Genomic DNA, 18999 nt, shown 5'->3' on the forward strand with positions numbered 1-18999 from the left:
TAAATATCGTTTCCATACAATAACTTAATGCCATCTTCCCTGAACCTTTCAAGAAAAGTTCAAAAACCCTGTTGACACCTGCACGTGAGCCCCGTACATCCCCGTCCGTCGCCCAGATGGCGGAATTGGTAGACGCGCCAGCTTCAGGTGCTGGTACTCGAAAGGGTGTGGAGGTTCGAGTCCTCTTCTGGGCACCATTCCATTCTAAGCCCCTGATCTTATTCAGGGACTTTCGTGCTTATCAATAATGTCCCAGCTGTAACAGCGCGTGTTATAGTCGGGGCACTCAAAGCATGAAAACACTGCCTGAACGGCTGATGGTGCACAACAGCACCTTCTATTGCCGGATGCGGGTGCCGCGCGATCTCGCGCGGACCTTTTGCTGGCAGCTGGTTGTCATTTCCTCGCGGACGAAAGATCTCACGACAGCCAGATCAGGCTTGCTCGAAAAACTGTCGCGCTTGAAGATCAGTTTATTGCCGCCCGAGCCCGATTTTTTTTGCGGAACGTCGAGCAGCCGCCCGCCTTGAAGGCTCTAGCCCTGCAATCGGCGCAGGAGCACGCTCAACCGCTCCCCGGCTGCACATTCCACCAAGCTCCGGTCTCGCGGAAGTGGCACGGCGCCTTGACCTCCCTTCCTCACCTCGCTCGGGCTGTAGCCGAACTCCCGCTTGAAGGCCCGGCTGAATTCGGCACCATCCGAAAAACCATGCTCTTCGGCAATTCTCAGAATAAGTCGGTGGTCGTCAGAATCAGCGAGGGCCGAATGCGCGCCGAGCAAACGGCGATGCTGAATGTAGTGCATTACGCCGCCGAAGGGCTCAAAAAGATTGTAAAGCCTTGTGCGAGAGACGCCAAGTTCCCGCCGCACCAATTCGACGCCCAATCTCGGATCGAACAGATGCGTCTGCACGATTTTCCGAGCTCTTTCGAGAAGCACCCCCGTGATCGGCTCCGCCGCGTCCTCGATATTTTCGGTTGACGGCGACACGCAGGCAAGGATCATAGCGCGCGTGGCAGCAACCAGCCCAGGCAGATCGTCTTGCGTGAGCAGAGGCAGCCGATTGGCGACCCCGATCAAATAGTCCGAAAATAAACTGCCCATTCCAGTCCCGAGCTTCGACAGCTCCGCCGAACTGAGGGCAACCGCCGTTTCGTGGCTGAAATCACGGGGCACAAACAGCATCAGCATCTCGCTTTTCGAGATATCACCGGCGAACGGGCGACCAAAAGGATGAATTTGAACCTCACCCGGACCACCTGAAAACGTCCTTCTCTCGGAATCTGTCCTGTTCCTTCCCGACAGCAATAGCGTGATCGCCCAGTGGTCAAGCGGCTCCCGCCTGACATGTCCGGGAAGGCTGGTGAACGCCAGTTCGTCTGTGATGATTTGTGCGAAGACGAGGCTCCCCAGATCCCAAAGCACCTGTGCGCCATGGAATTCGCTGGTTGAATCATTGATTTCTGTCAATTCGAGTATAGGTGCGAAAGTGTCATGCCAGGCAGCGAACTGGTCCGATCGAGCAAGCCCTGAAACCGAAAATTCGAAGGACGGCAGATGCGGTGCCACCTCGACCCGATGTTCTGCCCGCAGTGCTCGGGGATGTTGAGCATCGGGCACCCCGTATGCCGGCATGGGACTGGCGTCAAAGGCACGCATACTGTGTTCTTCGGTTCGCATCGTTTCTCCCCCAATCCGGAAGCTACATGGGCCGATTCGTCATTCAGTTCAGTCGTATCGCGCCTCGATCCGGCGTCCCGCCGGGGTGTAATCAAATCGGAAGAAGGCGATCAACCTCACGCCAGGGCTGCCATCACGAGAAAGGCAATAGAATGCCATTCGCGCTTTACGACGAAGCAATGCATCAGGTGAGGAAATGGCCTCCGAGGCAAAAGCACCTATTTCCAGTACGCACGTCAACCATAACGTGTTTTTTCGATCGGAAAAGCATTATTTACCTCAATGAAGCACGATTGGTTAATATTTGATGACTGCATCACAGAGGCTTATTTAAGAGAAAAATCATTCACTCACCCTCCTTGCCGTTCCATCCGCGCAGGGCGATTTTCAGGGCGGGCCAACAGGTTCCATCCTTGCCTTGCCCGACAACAATGTCGCTATCCATTGACGCGAAGGCATGCCGCTACAATAGACGATGAACGCAATCAGCATTGGCACGCCGACGAAGGCGCCCAGAATGCCCCACATGAAACTCCAGAAAAACACGGAAAACATCACGGCAAAGGGCGATATCGCCAGGGATGCTCCGGTTAATCGCGGCTCCAGGTAACTGCCAATGATAAATTGAATAAGGTTGAGACTCATGAAGACGAGAACGGCCATCTGCCATGACTCAAACTGGGCGATCGCAAAGAGGGTCGGAAATGCCGTTGCGACAAACGGCCCGAGAAACGGGATATAGTTGAGCGCAAATGCAATCGCGCCCCAAGCCGCGGCAAGCTCCAGCCCGGCGACGAGCGCAAACCCCCAGACCACGAGACCGGTGAGGACGCTGGCGAACGTGCGTACCATCATGAAGCGTCGCAGTTTCGAGCCGATCTCGCGGTTTGCGACGAGCATGCGCGTGCCATACGGTTGCGCCGCAGGCATGCCAAGCCGAGCATTGAAATCCTTGACCTCGAGCAGACCGAGCATGACGAAGATAAAGACGAGAAGGGCGAACCCGGCAAGGCTGTTGACCCGTATTGCCATGCTTTGCAAAAATCTGACAAGCCAGCTCACGTCAAAACGGTCGGTCAAAGGTCCGGCGACAGCAACCCCATGCTCCTCTAGCCAACCTGTCCAATCGATATAGATAGCCTGGAACCGATCTGCATTGAGAAAGAGCCAATGGCCGAGTTTGCTCAAACCCCATGCCACCGATGAACCAACGGCAGCGATGACCACGACGGTGACGACCAGTGTAACAAGCAAAGCTGCGAGCTTGGGAAGCCTGCGTTCCAATGTGGACTGAAACGGCCAGACCAGCGCGATGATAAACAGCGCGACCACAAGCGGCGCAATGATCGACTGCGCGAAATGAAACAGGGCGAGGACAAGAATTCCGGTCACCAGCGAACCGGCCATTGGCTCTTCACCCGTTTTTGCCATGGTCTCACCTCGGAGGTTCTTCAGCCACATCGGAAAGGCGTAGCCGGACGCCAGGCTTGGTGGCATCAGCGCATGCTGACGCCACGGTCAGCGGGATTGCCCACCGACATTGTGGAACCGCTTCTTCACCGCTCCACAGCCATCTTGGCGGTGTGCCCTCGGTCAAACGTGATTTCGGGCTGGATGCTGGCGTCGAATGGCCCGGAACTATTCGGCTGGCGTGGCCTTTTGCAATGCGTCGCGCAGAACCTGTTCCTTTGTTTCGTCAAGGGAGGTCTTGAGGACCACGCCGCCATAGCTCGATACTTCCTTGAGGACCTTATCGGCAGTCATCTCCCGGATCAGAACGAACAACGCTGCGTTACCCGGCTGAAGGTTGCTGGCAAGATCTTTCATGAAGGCGTCGTTGATGCCGACGTCTGTCAGAGCGCCGCCGATGGCACCGGATGCTGCGCCAACGGCCACACCCACGAGCGGGTTGAGAAACAGCATGCCAATGAGCAATCCCCAGAAGCTGCCCGACGTCGCACCCGCAGCCGTGGTGTTGACCAATTGATTCAATTTCACTTTTCCATTGTCGGCCTTGACTGCAATGACAGCGTCGCCGAGTTGGATCAGGTACTCTTTCTGCAGCTCGAACAAGCGCTGGCGTACCTCTTCAGCTTTCGTTTCGGTGGGGTAAACGATTGCAATCAAATCAGACATGGCTGCTCCAATGAATAAACTCCGAACACGCGCAAAACGCAGGCTCAGATCATATCGCCGAATGCTCCGAAGGAATTAGCGCAGAATCCTGCGACTGTGCATCGCGTCTCTTTTTGTGGCGCCCTTCCAGTTGAATCAATACACGTCCTGCGCCACCAAACGACAAACAATGATAGCGACCATTGTCCTCATACTGGGTCGCCATGATCGATCTGTGGAGGTGGTGGAATTGTCCTGAGACCTTTGCCTTTAGCTGCCAGCGGCCAGGGGGTGCGGCAGACCGCCTCGTCCCTGGCGGGTTCCGGGTCGGCAGGAATGCGAAACCAGAGAACATAGAGCGCCGGCAGGAAGATCAGCGTCAGTGCAGCCGCCACAACCAGCCCGCCGATCACTGTGAAGGCAAGCGGTGACCAGAATGGATCGCGAATAATCGGCAACATACCAGGGAGCGTCGATCCGGCAGCCAGGAAGACCGGTGACTGCGCTGAGGAGGGCCGCCAAGACCTTTACGGACCTGATAGCTGGCGCGAGCGTTCCCTTTGCGCTGGCAACCGTTCGCAGCAACGGAACCCAACGCACGCTTTAATCCTGATCGCATCCTGATCACTACAATTGATCTGGGTTGTGCAGAAGCCGAAGACATGGTGCCCTCCTCAACCTTCCGCAAACTTTCCCCGTTGCTCAGAAACCCGAAACCGAGTGGCTGCTTCGGCACTATAGTGCGGTTCAAGCCGCGAAGGGATCACCATAGAATCCCGCACCCAGGCGTTACGTCCAGATTTCGCTGCCCATAAATGCATACATCGTGGACCAGTGAACTGAAGCCGCGCATCAGCGTGTCCACAAAAACACAATTACTTTCCGACAGTTTGGAAATGTACGAAATAACACTGTCAGCCGGTTGCCCATCCGACGCATTGCAGTTCATAGAATTGCGAAGCTTGTCCGCCAACTCAAGCCGAGTCAATTTTATCATGCGACTGTATGCACTTCTGATCGTCCTGATATCGCTCGCGGGCTGTGGCGGACCACGCGCCGTGATTGGGCCGCTTGCGTCCTCCGGAGCAGTGCCGAGATCGACAGAAAGCATCTATCTCGCCACCACGCGCGATCGCTCAAACAATCCTTCCCTGCCCTATTCCGCCCGGCGATCGATGGCGCTGAATTTTGCGCAGTTCGACATCGGAATCCCCCAAAACCACGTGTCCGGCACGGTTGAGACAAGCGGCCGCACGCCGGATCCGGCCCGGCATTTTGCCGCACAGGCATACCGGCCGATCGATGGAAAAAAACAATTTATCGCACAGCTGGATGCGGCGCTCGCGCAGCGCGTGCCGAAAGACCGCGAAATTGTCATTTTTATCCACGGCTACAACAACAACATCGCCGACAGCGTTTTTCGAAGCGCCCAGATTGCATATGACTACAACATCAGGGCGGTTTCGCTCCATTATGCGTGGCCATCGGGCGGCTCGCTTCCGCTCTACGTCTTCGACCGCGACAGCGCCATCTTCGGCCGAGGTGGGCTTGCCGAGACGATCGAAATTGCCGCGCAGACGAAAGCGAGCAGAATTCTATTGGTCGGACACTCCATGGGGTCGTATGTCGTGATGGAAGCCCTGCGCGATCTGGCGATGACCGGCCGTCGCAAGACCCTGGAGCGAATAGGCGGCGTGGTGCTTGCCGCCCCGGATATCGATGTCGATGTATTCCAGAGCCAGGTGAACGACATCGGCGCGCTCCCCAAACCATTTACCATCGTTGTTTCGCGACGGGATCGGGCACTCGGTATTTCCAGACGTCTGGCGGGCGGCCATCCGCGCGTCGGTAGCGGTTCTGACATCGCCATGCTTCAAAAAAATGAGATCGCCGTTCTCGATGCCTCCGACACGGATGGCGGCACCCACAACGTTTTCGCCAGTTCACAGACGCTGATGGATGTCGTCAATAACAACGAGTTGATGCGCAGCTTGCTGAGGGACGATCAGGGACCTGCGAACAAGGCCATTTTTGCCGATGGCGCATCCGTCATCAAGGGCGCGGCATCGCTGGTTATTTTTCTCCCGGCGCGCATTCTGGACGGGATGACAAAGGTTACCGCCAGCCGTTAGAGACTGCTTTTCCGAGAAAAAGGGCTCGCACTTTTTCCTATCGAATTCCAACCCGGATCAATCGATCGAGAAACCGTATATGCCGAGCGCATACAGGGCGATGACATAGTAGAGAACGTGCATTGCGTAGGTCTGGCCGTTGCCGGTGTAAGTTCTTCGAACCATACCTCCAGCAGCGATCGTCAGATCGGATATCCCGCCCCAGAATGCGTTTGCAACCGGTGTCACGAGGGGCGTGAAGGCAACACGATAGAACGTGAAGAAACGGGCGATGCCGACCGGAGTTGAACGACCCCGTCCCCTCCTATAGAAAAACAGAAACACAGCCAGCAGCAGCGCCGCAGCCGCCACGGTGACGACCATGACAGGGACGGGGTTCCAATAACCGTAGATGGTTTCCAGCGACATGCCCTGCCAAACCAGCGTGGATGCAAAATAGGGGTCGATCGCTTCGGAAACGGGATCCATGAGGAGCTTGGGAAAGAAGGACAGGATCAGGATGCCTGCCAGCAGGACGAACTGCGGCAAGAGCAACGGCAGGGGCGCCTCACGGATGTCACTGCGTGTCCCGCGTGGTGAGGCCAGGAAGACGGAATGCGCCAGGCGGAACATATAGAGGAAGCCGAGGAATGTCGCCACGACGGCACAGATCACCAGCCCGTACCAGCCCTTCTCCATCATCGCGCTGATGAGCAGCCATTTTCCGCCGAAACCGGCCAAAGGCGGAAGTCCCGACATCGAGACCAGAGCGACGATAGCGGCCACGAACGTAAGCGGCATTTTCCTGGCAAGGCCCCCGGTCTGCTCAAGCGACCTGGTCCCGGCTCGGAGGATGACACCGGCAACAGCGAGAAACAGGATCCCCTTGACCATCAGATGATTGGCGACAAGGTAGAAGGCCGTTACCCAGCCGAGATGGCTCATCAGGGCGATCGCGGTGATGATGTAACCGATCTGGCTCATGCTGGAATAGCCGAGCATACGTTTCATGTCGCTCTGCTGAAGCGCCATCATCGCACCGGCAATCGTCGTCAGGACGCCGATCCAGCCCATCACATGCGCCATCTCCAGCCCGACTTCGGAGCGGATAGCAAGGTATGTGGTCATGAACAAGCCGAACACGGCAACCTTGCTGATGACGGCAGACAGCATAGCCGACAGATCGTCATCGGCTTCGGCATAGGCCCCGGGCAACCAGACATGAACGCCGACAGCACCTGCCTTGATCAGAAAGCCTATCGCCAGCAGCATGAAGGCAGGTGCAGCAGCAGGGCCTGCGGTGGCGAATGCCGCAAGCGCCGTGGTTCCGTTCGCACTTGTCGCCATGCCGAAGCCCGCGAGAAGGCAAAACGCCGACACCAGCGAAAACAGCAGGAAGGGCAGCGCATAGGGATGGGCGCCACGCCCGAGTGTAATCAGGAAATAGGAGGAGAGCGTTATGATTTCCCAGTGAAAGAAAAATTCGAGGCTGGTCGTAGCGCGCAGCAGGCTGACGATCGACAGCAGCAGGATCGCCATCATCGGATAGAAGCCGGGTCGCGCATCCGCGCGGTAGAAACCGGCAAAGCCGATGACCAGCCCCCCGGTCGTGAGCAGCACTGCGAACAACCGGCTCATACCCTCGATGTCGCGCGCGATCCAGTATCCTGCAAAGGACACCGCCAGCAGCAGCAAGGCACATTTGACGCGGCCCGGAAGCCAATCGAGGGCGTAGAGACCGAGGCCGATGCAAAGCGGCGCGACAAGCAGCAGGGACGCGGCATCCGCAAGAGCCGCCGCGGTATAGCCGCTTGCCGCCAGCAACACGGCGCAACCCATCACCGGCACCAGTTTTGCAAGACCGGGCGTCACCGGCGTTCCCTCATTAGCGGGGCGCATGGCCTGCTTGAACCACTGGAACATGTAGGCGGCTTCGAGCAGCGACCCTGCCAGGATAACAGCAATCCAGATGTATCGCCCGCCTGCCGCGATCTGCATGACGAGCTCCCACTTCGCCCAGAACCCCGGAAACGGCGGCAGACCGGCAATCGCGACGAGAAGAAGGGCGAAGACGGACAAAAGCAGCGGACGACCGGCAATGTCGGACCAGCCGTTGATCTCCTTGCGATTGACCACGCCGGCCAGCCAGAACAGCCCGGCCTTGGCGAAGAGATGGTTGACAAACAGGCCGCCCGCGACCAGCGGCAACGTTTCCTGCACGCCCGTTTGATGCATCAACGAAAGCGCCAGGCACAGGAGCCCCATCTGCGCAATCGAGGAATAGCCGAGCATCCTTTGAACGTTGCTTTGCCTCAAACCGGCGAGGTTGGAGAAAAAGAAGGTTATGCCGCCTGAAACGGCGAGGATGCCAAGGTAGTCTTCAAAAAGCGGCAGCAACTTGCAGAGAGCGAAGAATACGCCCGCCGATACGCCGACCGATACAAGCGCGGCAACGCCGCTGTTGGCCGTCTCGTAGACATCGAGACCCCAGCCATTCGCCGGGAACGGCTTCAATTCGATCACCAGGCAGGCAAGCACGAAAAGGCACGCCGTCGTTCCGATCGGGCCGGTGATGAGCGCCCGATTGGCAATCATCTCATCGATATTGAGCGTCCCGGTGACGTGATAAAGAAGAGCAGACCCCAGCAGGAAGCAGGACGAGGCGAGCACCGTCGCCATGATATATTTGAAACTTGCGGCAAGTGCCGCAGGCGTTCGTTCGAATCCTAAAAGACCATAGGTCCCGATCGACACGATCTCCAGAAAGACGAACAGATTAAACAGGTCGCGGGTCATCACCATGCCGTTGATGCCCATGATCAGGATCAGGTAGAGCAGCAATGCCGGATAGCTCGCCCGCAAGCGGTCCCAGAGATGCCATGCACCAAGCAACGCAATGCTGTTGACGCAAAGGGAAAAGAAGCCTTCCGCGGGGCCGAAGCGCAGGTTGATCGAAAACGGCGGAAGGCTCCCGGCCGTCAGCACCTCGAAGACCGGAGCGCCGTTGTGCAGCCTCCAGAGGCAGACGACGGAAATCAGCGTCATTCCCACGAGAGAGGCGACGAACGCCACCGCCGGGAGCGGCTTGGCGATCCGGTATAGCAACGGAATGAGAAAGCCGCCCCCGAGACCGAGCAGAAAGATGTTCAGCGGCTGCAGGAAGCTGTCTACCATTTCGACTCCGTGAGAGCGTCGATCGAAAGAGTCTTATTTGTCTGGTAGAGCCGGATCGCGAACGACAGCATGACGGCGGTTACCGAAAAACCGATGACGATGGCGGTTACGACCAGCGCCGAAGGAATTGGATCGACCGACAACGGAGCGACGTTTCCCGGACCGAAAAGCGTCTCGATGACGGGTGCGCTCCCGCCAGTGACGTAACCGGTTGCCACCATGACAATGTGCAGGCCGGTGTCCACAAGCGAAAATCCGATGATGATGCGCAAGATATTGCGGTGCCTGAGGATGCCCCAGAGACCGGTCAGCACAAGGACAAAGCCTGTGGCAAGAAGTATCTGCGATACCGGCAATCCCATGATGATGCTTTTCCCCTTAACTGCGGAACCGGTCGATGATGACACTCAACTCCGCACCGACCTTGATACCGAGCAAGGCTGATATGACCGGGATCGCACCCGCGCTGACAAACGTCCCGAAATCACCGCGTGGCAAGATTCTACTATCGAGGAAGCCCCCCGCAAAAATCGCTCCCAGCATGCCGATGGAGACATATAGAACGCCTGCAAGTGATTCAGTGATGCTGAGGAAGCGATGGCTGATCGTTCCACGGGGATAGGCAAGCATGAACAACATGACGCCGGAGGCGACGACGGCACCGCCCTGGAAACCGCCGCCCGCCGAAAGGTGGCCGTTCATGATGACATAGGCACCGAAGAGAAAAATCAGCGGCAGCACCACTTCCGCACCGTTTCGCACGAGTTCACTCGGACCAACCGTCTGCTCTCCCGCTGCGACCGGGGGATGCTCCAGTTCATTCTCCCTGCCTCCGAGAAGAATACCGACACTTGCCGCCACCATGAAAAGCACCGCGACTTCGCCCAGTGTATCAAAGCCGCGAAACGAGATCAGAATGCCCGTTACGACATTTGGAGCACCAATTTCGCGGGGCACTTCAGTCAGATAGTATTGCGCCAGGGAGGACAACGTCTGGCGTTCGCTGTAGTCGCCAACAAGACCGGCGAAGACCAGGCCGAACGCCACGAGCAACAGAAGAGTGAAAGCACGCTTCATGGCGCGATATCCTCCTTCTCCATCCTCTCGTTTTCATCACGCAGCGCATCGAACATTGTGGTCGGCGTCATGGGTGTGCGGATCGCGTAGGCCGCCCGCGACAGGGCGTGGGACGACAGCGGATTGGTCATCATGATGAAGTAGGCAACGATCAGCAACTTGAACGCCCAGTCGGGATGGTAGATGCCGAGGCCCGCAAGAACCAGGATGTTGCCGAGGGTGGAAGCCTTCGTGCCGGCCTGGATCCGGGTAAAGGTATCAGGCATGCGCAGAAGGCCGAGACCAGCGGAGAAAAGAAAAAACGCACCGGTCAGGATCACGATGCTGCCGATCAATTCAGCCATGTCTCACTCCTTTCCGCCGTTGGTTTTGCGGATGGCGTAGAGAAAAATCAGGGTTGCAAGACCCGAGCCGATCGCCGCTTCCGCCATGGCCACGTCGGGTGCGGCCAGCAACACATAGGAAACCGCCGCAAACAGGCTTGCGAGGCCGGCGCTGATCATCGCCGCCATAAGATTATTCAGTAGAACAGCCAGAAGACCGCTCACCAAAATGCCGCCGCAGACCAACAGAATCAGGAGTTCCAGCACGATGACTATGGCCCTTTTTCCAGAAAACGGGCGATGGCGAGGACAGCCAGAAAACTCAGCAGCCCGTAGACGAGGGCAACGTCGATATAGAGAAAACGTCCCGACACGTGGGCGTAAAGCGCGATCATCGAGATCGAAACCACTGTCAGCATGTCGATGGCGACGACGCGATCAACGACCGTCTTCCCGATGATCAGGCGCAACACTCCGAAGGCGATGCTGAAGAAGATCAAAACAGCCGCGATCTGAAGGAAGATGTCAGCCAAAGACCGCCCCCAGATGTTTTTCGAACGGGCCGGCGATCATCTCGGTCGCCTTTTCCGAATCCGTGGTCTTGACGTCGAGCCAATGAATGAACATCGCGTCTTCCGTGACGTCCATGACAAGCGAACCAGGCGTGAGCGCAATCGAATTGGCCAGCGCCAGCCTGCCGATCGGCGATCTCAGTCGGACGTTGATTTTCACGATGCCAGGGCGGATGTCTATGCGCGGTGCATAGACATAACGTATCATCTCGACGTTGGCCTTTACCATTTCGGCAAAGAAAACAACCGTATACGCAAGGAAATGGAAGGCCGTGCGAGGCGTCATCTCGATGCGCCAAACAGGACTTCTTCGAAGGAATATCCACGACAGGACCAGGGATACAAGCGCGCCGCTCGCAACGACCGGCAGTTCCACGGACGCATTGATCACGAGCCAGAGGACAAACAGAAGGACCCAGAGAAAAACCAAGCCTCGCGGCAGTTCAGGCACATGCCTTCGCATTTTTCCTTGGTCTTCAGACATTGCCGAGGCTTTCAAAAAGCGATCGTGAACTCAAAATGCCCAATCAGTCCGGCAGTTTGTTTCCTGGTGCTGTCAACTTTTGCCGGACCAGCGTCTTCACCGGCTGCGACAAAGTGTAAATCCGGTGTCAAGCTTAGCACCGCCTCTATCAAGCTGTGATCGGCACAGAATCCAGAAACTTCGCCACAGGTCCGATATGTCATTGCACCGCAACGCTTTTTGGCGTTGGCGGAATGTGACCGGGGGCCACACCACTTGACCCAAACCGAAAACGGATAAATCAATCGAACCCAACGCAAAACAACCAACCGAAACTGCCTTCCGGGCATGGTTGACGAAAGAAGGTCCTATTCCATCCCCTCGACGGAAGCTTCAGAGGCCCCTGGTTTTCTGATGGTTGCCACCGCAAAAGGAAAGATCACATGACGAAACAAGCCGTCGTCGCCAGCAGACCAGGTCACGGAAGCAAAATGGAATCCGGAATGCGCGGTGTGCGGAGGCGGGTATCGGCTGGCACCAAACGGATATTCCACCTGTGAACGAGAAGGCGGGCGCCAGAGCCACCACCGCCGTGCCCGGCCTCGCCCGTTTCGAGCCGCTCAGCGCCGCCGAAACCAAGATCGTCGCCTATCTGAGTTCCGGTGATTTCGACCGGCTGGGTGACGGCTTACTGCCAGAGAGCGACGATCCCGAGCGCACGTTGCGCGCGGAGCTTTTGCGCTTTCTTATTCTGGGCAACAACAACTCCTATTCGCACGAGAAGGGCGTTAGGGTCAGCGGAGCTTGGGTGACAGGCACACTCGACCTCGAGGGTTGCCGGATCCCGCGCGACATCGGGTTAAAGGACTGCCGGTTCGAAGCCTCTCCGATTCTTCGGTCGGCGATCATCGACAATTTGTTCCTCGATGGCTCGGTATTGCCAGGCCTGCAGGCCGACCGGCTCGAGGCGCGTGGCTGCATCTCGATTCGCGGCGCGACTGTCACTGGAGAGATGAAGTTTTCGGGGGCCCGCATCGGCGCCAGCTTCGAGGCCGATGGTGTCTCGATTATCTCCCCTGACACGATAGCCCTTGATGCCGGCGGCCTGGACGCAAGGGGCGGCATTCTCTTGCGGGGCGCCAATGTGCGAGGGGGCATCAACCTGTCGGCAGCGCGCCTCGGCGGAGACGTTAATGCGGTCGGCGGCAGAATCGAGCGGCCCGGTGAAGTCGCCCTGAATGGCGACGCGATCGTGGCGGGCGGCGACTTCGCTCTCAGAGGGGCGACCATTGTCGGCGAGTCCAGGCTGCTTGGCGCCCGCTTCCGCGGAGACATCGATTGCTCTTCGGCCAGTCTCTCACAGCCTGGCGGGTATGCGCTTAGGCTCAATCATGCCGCCATCGACGGTGCATTCTTCCTGCGGCAGGGTGCTTCTATCGAAGGCATGCTCGATCTCACTGCAACGACGATCGGTGCAATCGACGATGACCAGGAAAGCTGGCCGCAGACCGGCGATCTGCTGATGAACCGGTGCCAGTACGGTGCAATCATCGGCGGTCCTGTGGATGCGGCCAGCAGGCTCGACTGGCTGTCGCGCCAGGCGCCGGAGCGATGGAAATCGGATTTCTGGCCGCAGCCCTATGAACAGCTTTCGACGGTGCTTGGGGAGATGGGCCATGAAGAGGATGCTCGCGCCGTCCTTATCGCCAAGGAGCGGTTGCAACGGCGCGCAAGACGGGCACGCGCAAAAAATCCGGCCTTGCGCGCCGGCCTGGCGTTCAGGGACGGCATCCTGGCCATAACCGTCCGCTATGGGCGTCAGCCTCTCCTGGCCCTGCTTTGGCTGATGCTGTTCTGGGCAATTGGTACGGGCGTGTTCGCCTTCGCCCAGCGAAATGGCGCGATAAAGCCCAACAGCCCGGTCATCCTGCGCTCGCTTGAATGGACGATGTGCGGACTTGAACAAACTGAAAGCCGCTACATGCCGTCGAGCGGCCAGGTCTTCCCCGGACGCGCATTAGCCGGCCAGAATCAGCTCTCCTGTTTCCGCGATCAACCCGAGGCTTCGAGTTACCCGGAGTTCAATTCGGTAATGTACTCACTGGACGTTCTGTTGCCGGTACTGTCGATCGGGCAAAAAGACTTCTGGAGACCGAACCCGATGAAGCCGTCTGGAGCGATGACGCTGAACTACTACTTTTTCCAGTCGGTGATTGGCTGGGCCCTGAGCCTGCTCGCGGTCGCCGGGTTCTCCGGACTTGTCAGGTCGCGGTAGATCGATCCCACGCTCAGCTTTTCAGACCCGAGCGACGTCATGGGGCTTGCCGGCGGCAGATCGCATGACGTGAAGCCTGCCGGTTGCCGCTTGCCCTCAGAAACTCCAGATCATCGGAACGAGAAAAACGGCAACAACGAAAAACCAGATCAGGAGTGGCAATCCGAGCTTCCAATAGTCGCTGAAGGCATATCCACCCGGTCCCATCACCATCAGGTTCGTGGGCGTTGCAATCGGCGTCAGGAATGCGGCGGCGGCGGCAACCGCCGTGCTCATCAAAACCGGGCGCGGCGAGATGCCCATTGTCGTCGCAGCAGCCACGCCGATCGGGATTACGATAAGCGCAGTCGCTGTATTGCTGATCAGTTGCCCCATGATCGCCGTCAGCACGAACAGCCCGGCGAGCAGGGCAACGGGACCGGCATCGCCGACAAAATTAACAAGGTGCTCGGCCATCAGCTTGGCGGCGCCCGTCTCCACCATGGCTGTGGAAAGCGGCATCATGGCACCGACAAGGATGACGGTAGTCCAGCCGATGGCACGGTAGGATTGTTCGACGTTCATGATTCCGGACAGAATAATGGCACCAGCTGCAAGAAGGCCCGCCACGGCAGGCGGCACGACGCCCGTTGCCAGAAGCAGAACCATGGCTATCAGGATGGCGATGGCCTGATACGCACCCGGGCCCATGGGAACGGCTTGGCGGCGGACCAGTTCGGGCGAGTTCACCACCAGAACATCGGGGTCATCGAGATGAACGTCGAGGGCCTTCCATGTTCCCTGCAGCAGCATCGTATCGCCTGCCTGCAGCACGATGCCGCCAGAATCCTTTGTCGCACTCCGTGCAGTAATTTCCTCACCCGCCCGCTGCACGGCGAGGACGATGAGATCCCCGCTTTCCGTGACCATGCCCGGAAACACCTTTTCGCCAATGAGGCCCGAGCGCGGCGGGATGACAACTTCGGCGAGACCCGAACTGCGATTGAATAATGTCTCTTCGCCCTGGCCTACGGCCTTCTCGTCGCGAAACGCAAGATGCCTCTCCGCAGCAAAAGCAGCTGCGGTCTCAGCATCGCCACGCATCAATATATGGTCACCCTCGGCGATGAGAGGGCGGCGGAGCGGCCCGGCGGTATCCCCCTCCTGAATGGCGACAAGTTGCAAACCCGGAGTGGCCGCGAGGTCGATCCCGGACGGCGACGTGCCGATATAGGGCGAACTCGACCGCACACGCAACTGGTAGATGCCGCTCGCGAGGCCATATTGCTCAACCAGTGTCTTGGCATGGCGGCTGAAATCGGCGGGCATGGTGGCGCCATCGCGCTTGGGAAGAAGTTTCTCTCCGAACAGAATGATGATCACCATCGTGCCGACCAGAAGCGGCACGCCCACCAGAGCAAACTCGAAGAAACCGAAACCACCAATCCCAGCATCGGTCCCAGCATCGGAAACAAGGACGTTCACGGGCGTTCCTGTCAGCGCAAGCATCGAACCGGCATGGGCGGCGAAGACCAGAGGCATCAGCAGTTGCGAGGAGTTGCGCTTGAGGCGGACGGCTATGACCACCACCACTGGCAGCAATGCGGCAACAGCGCCGTTGACGCTGATCAGCGCCGTCAGCAGCGCCACCAGCCCCATCGTGAGAAGCAGAAGGCGCGTGCGGCTTTCCTCCCCTGCGCCACGGATCAGAAGCTGACCGGCCCAGGCGGTGACGCCGGTAACCTCGAGCCCTGAGCTGACGACGAAGAGGGACGCGATGAAGATGACTGCCGGATCACCGAAGCCACCGAGAGCCTGACCAATCGTGAGTACACCGGTCGCCCATAGCGCCAGAGCGGTGGCCATGGCGACAAGGACGACCGGCAGCTTGTTCCAGACGAACAGGACGACGACGACGGCGATAATGGTGGCTGTATATGCAATCGGGCTCAAACGCTCCGCTCCCTGTTCTGACTTGCCTGACCCACCCAAACCGTGAGCGGCACAAGGCCATACGGTGCAGACCACCATACATCCCATGCACGCAGCAAAATCGCCGCTCGGACCTCACCCGGAAACCAGGTGAAGCTTGTCTTGTCGAAAGCACCGACGGCACCTGATGTCGCGGCTCACGGGTAGGAAAGCCGTGCTTCCTACAAATCTACTAGTCGTCAAGCGTGGCCAGGAGGATGCCCAGGCGGCAACCCTTTTCGAACTCCGAGAGGTTTACATACTCCTTGATGGTATGGATTTCGGCCTGCCCGGCTCCAATGGTGATGGTGGGAACGCCGTGCTTGTCGAGCCAGTTGGCATCCAGTCCGCCATTGGAAAACACATAGACGGGCTCGATCCCGAGTATCTGCATCGCCTTGGCGGCGCGTTTTACGATCGGAGTATCCTTGCCCAGCTCAAAGGGCGGGTAAGCCGCCGTTTGAGTGAAGGTCAGCTCGGCCGTCTCTCCCTCGTGATCCTTCACCTCGGCTTGTGCCTTCGCGAAAGCTTGCCTGTAGCCATTGGCGATTTTCGTCGCGAAGCTGGCCTCCGGGCTTCGGGCTTCCCCCTTGATGTAGGTATAGTCGGTAACGACATTTGTGGCGTCACCGGCTGGCTTGTTGTCCTTGCCGCCGAAGATGCCGACATTGCTTGTCCCCCGGCCATCCGGCTTGACCACCTTGCCAAACCAACCGGCATTCCGTGCCTCGGCCAGAGCGATCGCGCCCACCATCGTCGCGGAGATGCCCTTTTCCGGCGCCACGCCGGCATGGGATGCGCGACCGGTGATCACCGCTTCCCAGTTTTCCTGCCCAACGGCGCCAATGATCAGGTCCGAGGCACTCTGGCCATCAACATTCACGCACATCGTCGCGCCACCCAGATCGGCCGGGTTCAGCTCGCGGGCCCCATGAAGCCCGCTCTCCTCCCGCACGGTGAAAAGCAGCGTGATCGGCGGGTGCGGGAGCTTGTGCTTGAGAAGCGTCTCGGCGACCACCACGAGCACCGCGACGCCGGTGCGGGCGTCTCCGCCAAGAGCGGTTGTACCGTCGGACACGATGCGGTCACCCTCGCGCCTTGGCTTTGCGCCCGCGCAGAGTGGTACGGTGTCGAGGTGCGTGGAGAACAGAAGACGCGGCCCCGGGCGCGTTCCCGGAAGATCCACGATGAGATTTCCGGTTTCGGTGGGAAGTGGAATGCGCGTGTTGACGTCATCGAAACGGATCGCTGACTTCGGCACGCCAATTGCCTGCAAAGCTTCGGAGACGGCCGCGCCGATATTCGCTTCCTGCCCGGTGACGCCTTCGACGGAAAGAAACCGCATGAGATGTTCTTCGGCCGCGGCGACATCCAGGGGGATTGAGGTGTTGCTCATGATGTTCTCCAATTATTTAAATTTGATTGGTGACCTGCCGTCGTCACAGCCCCCAAGGCAATCCGAGCGCTTTCCAGATTGCAAACAGACCCGTCCAGAGGACGAACATCCACACGACATAGGGGAGCATCAGGGAGACGATCGTGCCGACGCCCGCCGACTTGTCGTATTTCTGCGCGAAGCCGACGACGAGAGCAAAGTAGGCGTTGAGCGGGGTAATCGCGTTCATCGGTGAATCGCCAACGCGGTAGGCAGCCAGCACGGCCTCCGGCTCGACCCCGAGCTTCATCAATAGCGGCACGAAGACCGGGGCGAAGATTGCCCATTTCGCGATGGCGCCCGTTAGCAGCAGATCGATGATGGCCACCACGATGATGAATCCGAGCAACAAGGGCAGCGCGCCGATATTGGCAGACTGAAGGACGCCCGAGAGGCTGAGCGCCATGACCGTTCCGATGTTGGTATAGGTGAAATAGGAGACGAACTGGCTCAGCACGAAAAACAGGAAGATGGTGCCACCCATGTTCTTGATCGACTTCTCGATCGCCGCGATCACCTCCGCCAAGGTACGCAATGTGCCCGCGCCGATACCGTAGGTCCAGCCTGTCACCAGAAACACCAGCATAATGAGGGCGATAAGGCCGTTCATAAACGGCGAGTTGCCGATCAACTCGCCAGTGTCGGGATTGCGCAACGGCGCTCCAGCCGGAAGCGTCAGAAGGAGGAAAACCACGATGAGGCCGATAAGCCCGAACAGCGCGAACCGCAATCCGCGCGATTCCTCGGCGGACAGTGTCGCGCCTTGGTCCGGAACGGCACCGTTCGATGTGTCCGGCTTGTACTCACCCAGCCGCGGGGCGATCATACGGTCGGTGATGAAGGCAATTACGACCGTGAGAAACAGCACCGAGGCGATGGAGAACCAGACGTTCGACGCGAGGCCAATCGAGGCTGCCGGATCGACCAGACGCGCCGCATCGTTGGTGAATTCCACCAGAACCGCATCCAGCGGCTTGATCAGCATGTTGACCGTGAACGCGCCGGCCACGGCGGCAAAGCCGAGGGCGAGGCCGGCAAGCGGATGCCGCCCGACCGCAAGGTAGGCGACGCCGGCAAGAGGAATGAGGACGAGGTAACCCGCATCCGCCGCGATGCTGGCGAGAATGCCGACAAAGGCGAGGATGTAGGTCAGGGCCCAGCGCGGGGAGACGATGACGAGCTTGCGGATCAAGGCCGTGACCAGACCGGATTCCTCGGCAACCCCGGCACCGATCATGGCACCGATCATCAGCCCCACCGCGGTGAAGCTCATGAAGTTGGGAATGAGCGAGGAATACATGAAACGTATCCCTTCGACACTCAGCAAGCTGCGAATGCCTGTCGAAGCAGTCTCGATCGCATGCGTCTCGGGATTGATCTGCTCGAACGTGACCGCTGTCCCCAACGCGCCCATAACGGCCGACAAAACGATGACGATACCGATCAGGATCAGGAAGATGACGACGGGGTGGGGAACCATATTGCCCACCTTCTCGACACCGTCGAGGAATCTTTGCATCGTGGTTTTCGATGCGGCATTGGCAGTGGCCATGTCTTGCCTCCGTTAGGTCTGAGAATTGCGCCCGAGGCGATCGCTGGAATTGAACTCTGGATAGGCGAGTGTTCAAAACGAATAGCGGCAATCCGCAGTGCGGATGCCTTCCAGACGCCGACTGTTTAGAAAATTGACTTCATGGCTGAAGGGCGCCTTTCGGATCGCGGCACCAGTTTCCCCACGTATTCAATGCGTCGTGTACTGCGTCTCGACGGGATGTCCTCCCCTGCTTGCCATTGTCGATATCCGCCACATTGCCCGAAGCCAA

The 18999-nt window shown here is 58.6% G+C and carries 17 protein-coding genes and 1 tRNA gene; 4 read left to right on the forward strand and 14 right to left on the reverse strand.

What is annotated here, in order from left to right; all coding sequences use genetic code 11:
• Positions 1–110 precede the first annotated feature (110 nt).
• A tRNA-Leu gene (locus VL202_RS12155) sits at positions 111–197 on the forward strand.
• Positions 198–293: 96 nt separating this feature from the next.
• Complete coding sequence (locus VL202_RS12160) at positions 294–530, forward strand: DUF6538 domain-containing protein (RefSeq protein ID WP_325464377.1); 237 nt, start codon at positions 294–296, stop codon at positions 528–530.
• Positions 531–535: 5 nt separating this feature from the next.
• On the opposite strand, the gene VL202_RS12165 is transcribed toward VL202_RS12160, so the two are convergent.
• The 4 genes from VL202_RS12165 to VL202_RS12180 form a co-directional block, all read right to left on the reverse strand.
• Positions 536–1681 carry an AraC family transcriptional regulator gene (locus tag VL202_RS12165; RefSeq protein WP_325464378.1) on the reverse strand — a complete coding sequence of 382 codons (1146 nt, stop codon included), beginning with the start codon at positions 1679–1681 and terminating at the stop codon, positions 536–538.
• 387 nt (positions 1682–2068) lie between these two features.
• On the reverse strand, positions 2069–3088 hold the full coding sequence (locus VL202_RS12170) for an AI-2E family transporter (RefSeq protein ID WP_325464422.1): 1020 nt from the start codon (positions 3086–3088) through the stop codon (positions 2069–2071).
• A 231-nt stretch (positions 3089–3319) separates the two neighbouring features.
• Positions 3320–3817 carry a DUF1269 domain-containing protein gene (locus tag VL202_RS12175; protein ID WP_325464379.1) on the reverse strand — a complete coding sequence of 166 codons (498 nt, stop codon included), beginning with the start codon at positions 3815–3817 and terminating at the stop codon, positions 3320–3322.
• A 188-nt stretch (positions 3818–4005) separates the two neighbouring features.
• Positions 4006–4257 carry a hypothetical protein gene (locus VL202_RS12180; protein WP_414692844.1) on the reverse strand — a complete coding sequence of 84 codons (252 nt, stop codon included), beginning with the start codon at positions 4255–4257 and terminating at the stop codon, positions 4006–4008.
• A gap of 534 nt (positions 4258–4791) precedes the next feature.
• Between VL202_RS12180 and VL202_RS12185 the strand changes: the two genes are divergently transcribed.
• Entirely contained in the window at positions 4792–5928 is a 1137-nt protein-coding gene (locus VL202_RS12185; protein ID WP_325464423.1) for an alpha/beta hydrolase, read from the forward strand.
• 57 nt (positions 5929–5985) lie between these two features.
• Here VL202_RS12185 and VL202_RS12190 read toward each other — a convergent pair whose 3' ends face one another.
• From VL202_RS12190 to VL202_RS12220, 7 genes are read right to left on the reverse strand one after another with little or no spacing between them, the layout of a single operon-like run.
• Positions 5986–9081 (reverse strand): complex I subunit 5 family protein, encoded by a 3096-nt coding sequence (locus tag VL202_RS12190; protein ID WP_325464380.1) that lies wholly within the window; start codon positions 9079–9081, stop codon positions 5986–5988.
• Positions 9075–9443 carry a sodium:proton antiporter gene (locus VL202_RS12195; RefSeq protein ID WP_325464381.1) on the reverse strand — a complete coding sequence of 123 codons (369 nt, stop codon included), beginning with the start codon at positions 9441–9443 and terminating at the stop codon, positions 9075–9077. The genes VL202_RS12190 and VL202_RS12195 overlap by 7 nt, the downstream gene beginning before the upstream one ends.
• A gap of 16 nt (positions 9444–9459) precedes the next feature.
• Positions 9460–10158: a hydrogen gas-evolving membrane-bound hydrogenase subunit E gene (gene mbhE, locus VL202_RS12200; protein WP_325464382.1), complete on the reverse strand. Its 699-nt coding sequence runs from the start codon at positions 10156–10158 to the stop codon at positions 9460–9462.
• Positions 10155–10502 carry a monovalent cation/H(+) antiporter subunit G gene (gene mnhG, locus VL202_RS12205; RefSeq protein WP_325464383.1) on the reverse strand — a complete coding sequence of 116 codons (348 nt, stop codon included), beginning with the start codon at positions 10500–10502 and terminating at the stop codon, positions 10155–10157. Before mnhG ends, mbhE begins: the two co-directional genes overlap by 4 nt.
• Positions 10503–10505: 3 nt before the next feature.
• Positions 10506–10748, reverse strand: a complete 243-nt coding sequence (locus VL202_RS12210) for a hydrogenase subunit MbhD domain-containing protein (protein ID WP_325464384.1) — start codon at positions 10746–10748, stop codon at positions 10506–10508.
• Positions 10749–10753: 5 nt separating this feature from the next.
• Positions 10754–11014, reverse strand: coding sequence for a monovalent cation/H+ antiporter complex subunit F (locus tag VL202_RS12215; RefSeq protein ID WP_325464385.1), 261 nt, complete (start codon positions 11012–11014; stop codon positions 10754–10756).
• The gene (locus VL202_RS12220) at positions 11007–11552 is read right to left on the reverse strand and encodes a Na+/H+ antiporter subunit E (protein WP_325464386.1); all 546 of its coding nucleotides are present in this window, start codon (positions 11550–11552) and stop codon (positions 11007–11009) included. Before VL202_RS12220 ends, VL202_RS12215 begins: the two co-directional genes overlap by 8 nt.
• 520 nt (positions 11553–12072) lie before the next feature.
• On the opposite strand from VL202_RS12220, the gene VL202_RS12225 reads away from it, so the two are divergent.
• Positions 12073–13791, forward strand: a complete 1719-nt coding sequence (locus VL202_RS12225; protein ID WP_325464387.1) for a hypothetical protein — start codon at positions 12073–12075, stop codon at positions 13789–13791.
• 96 nt (positions 13792–13887) lie between these two features.
• On the opposite strand, the gene VL202_RS12230 is transcribed toward VL202_RS12225, so the two are convergent.
• The 3 genes from VL202_RS12230 to VL202_RS12240 form a co-directional block, all read right to left on the reverse strand.
• Positions 13888–15723, reverse strand: a complete 1836-nt coding sequence (locus tag VL202_RS12230) for an SLC13 family permease (protein ID WP_325464388.1) — start codon at positions 15721–15723, stop codon at positions 13888–13890.
• A 211-nt stretch (positions 15724–15934) separates the two neighbouring features.
• Positions 15935–17137 carry a M20/M25/M40 family metallo-hydrolase gene (locus VL202_RS12235; protein ID WP_325464424.1) on the reverse strand — a complete coding sequence of 401 codons (1203 nt, stop codon included), beginning with the start codon at positions 17135–17137 and terminating at the stop codon, positions 15935–15937.
• Between the two features lie 43 nt (positions 17138–17180).
• Positions 17181–18728, reverse strand: coding sequence for an AbgT family transporter (locus tag VL202_RS12240; protein WP_325464389.1), 1548 nt, complete (start codon positions 18726–18728; stop codon positions 17181–17183).
• Between the last annotated feature and the right edge of the window lie 271 nt (positions 18729–18999).

The organism is Pararhizobium sp. (genome assembly GCF_035497515.1).
Taxonomy (GTDB): domain Bacteria; phylum Pseudomonadota; class Alphaproteobacteria; order Rhizobiales; family Rhizobiaceae; genus Pararhizobium.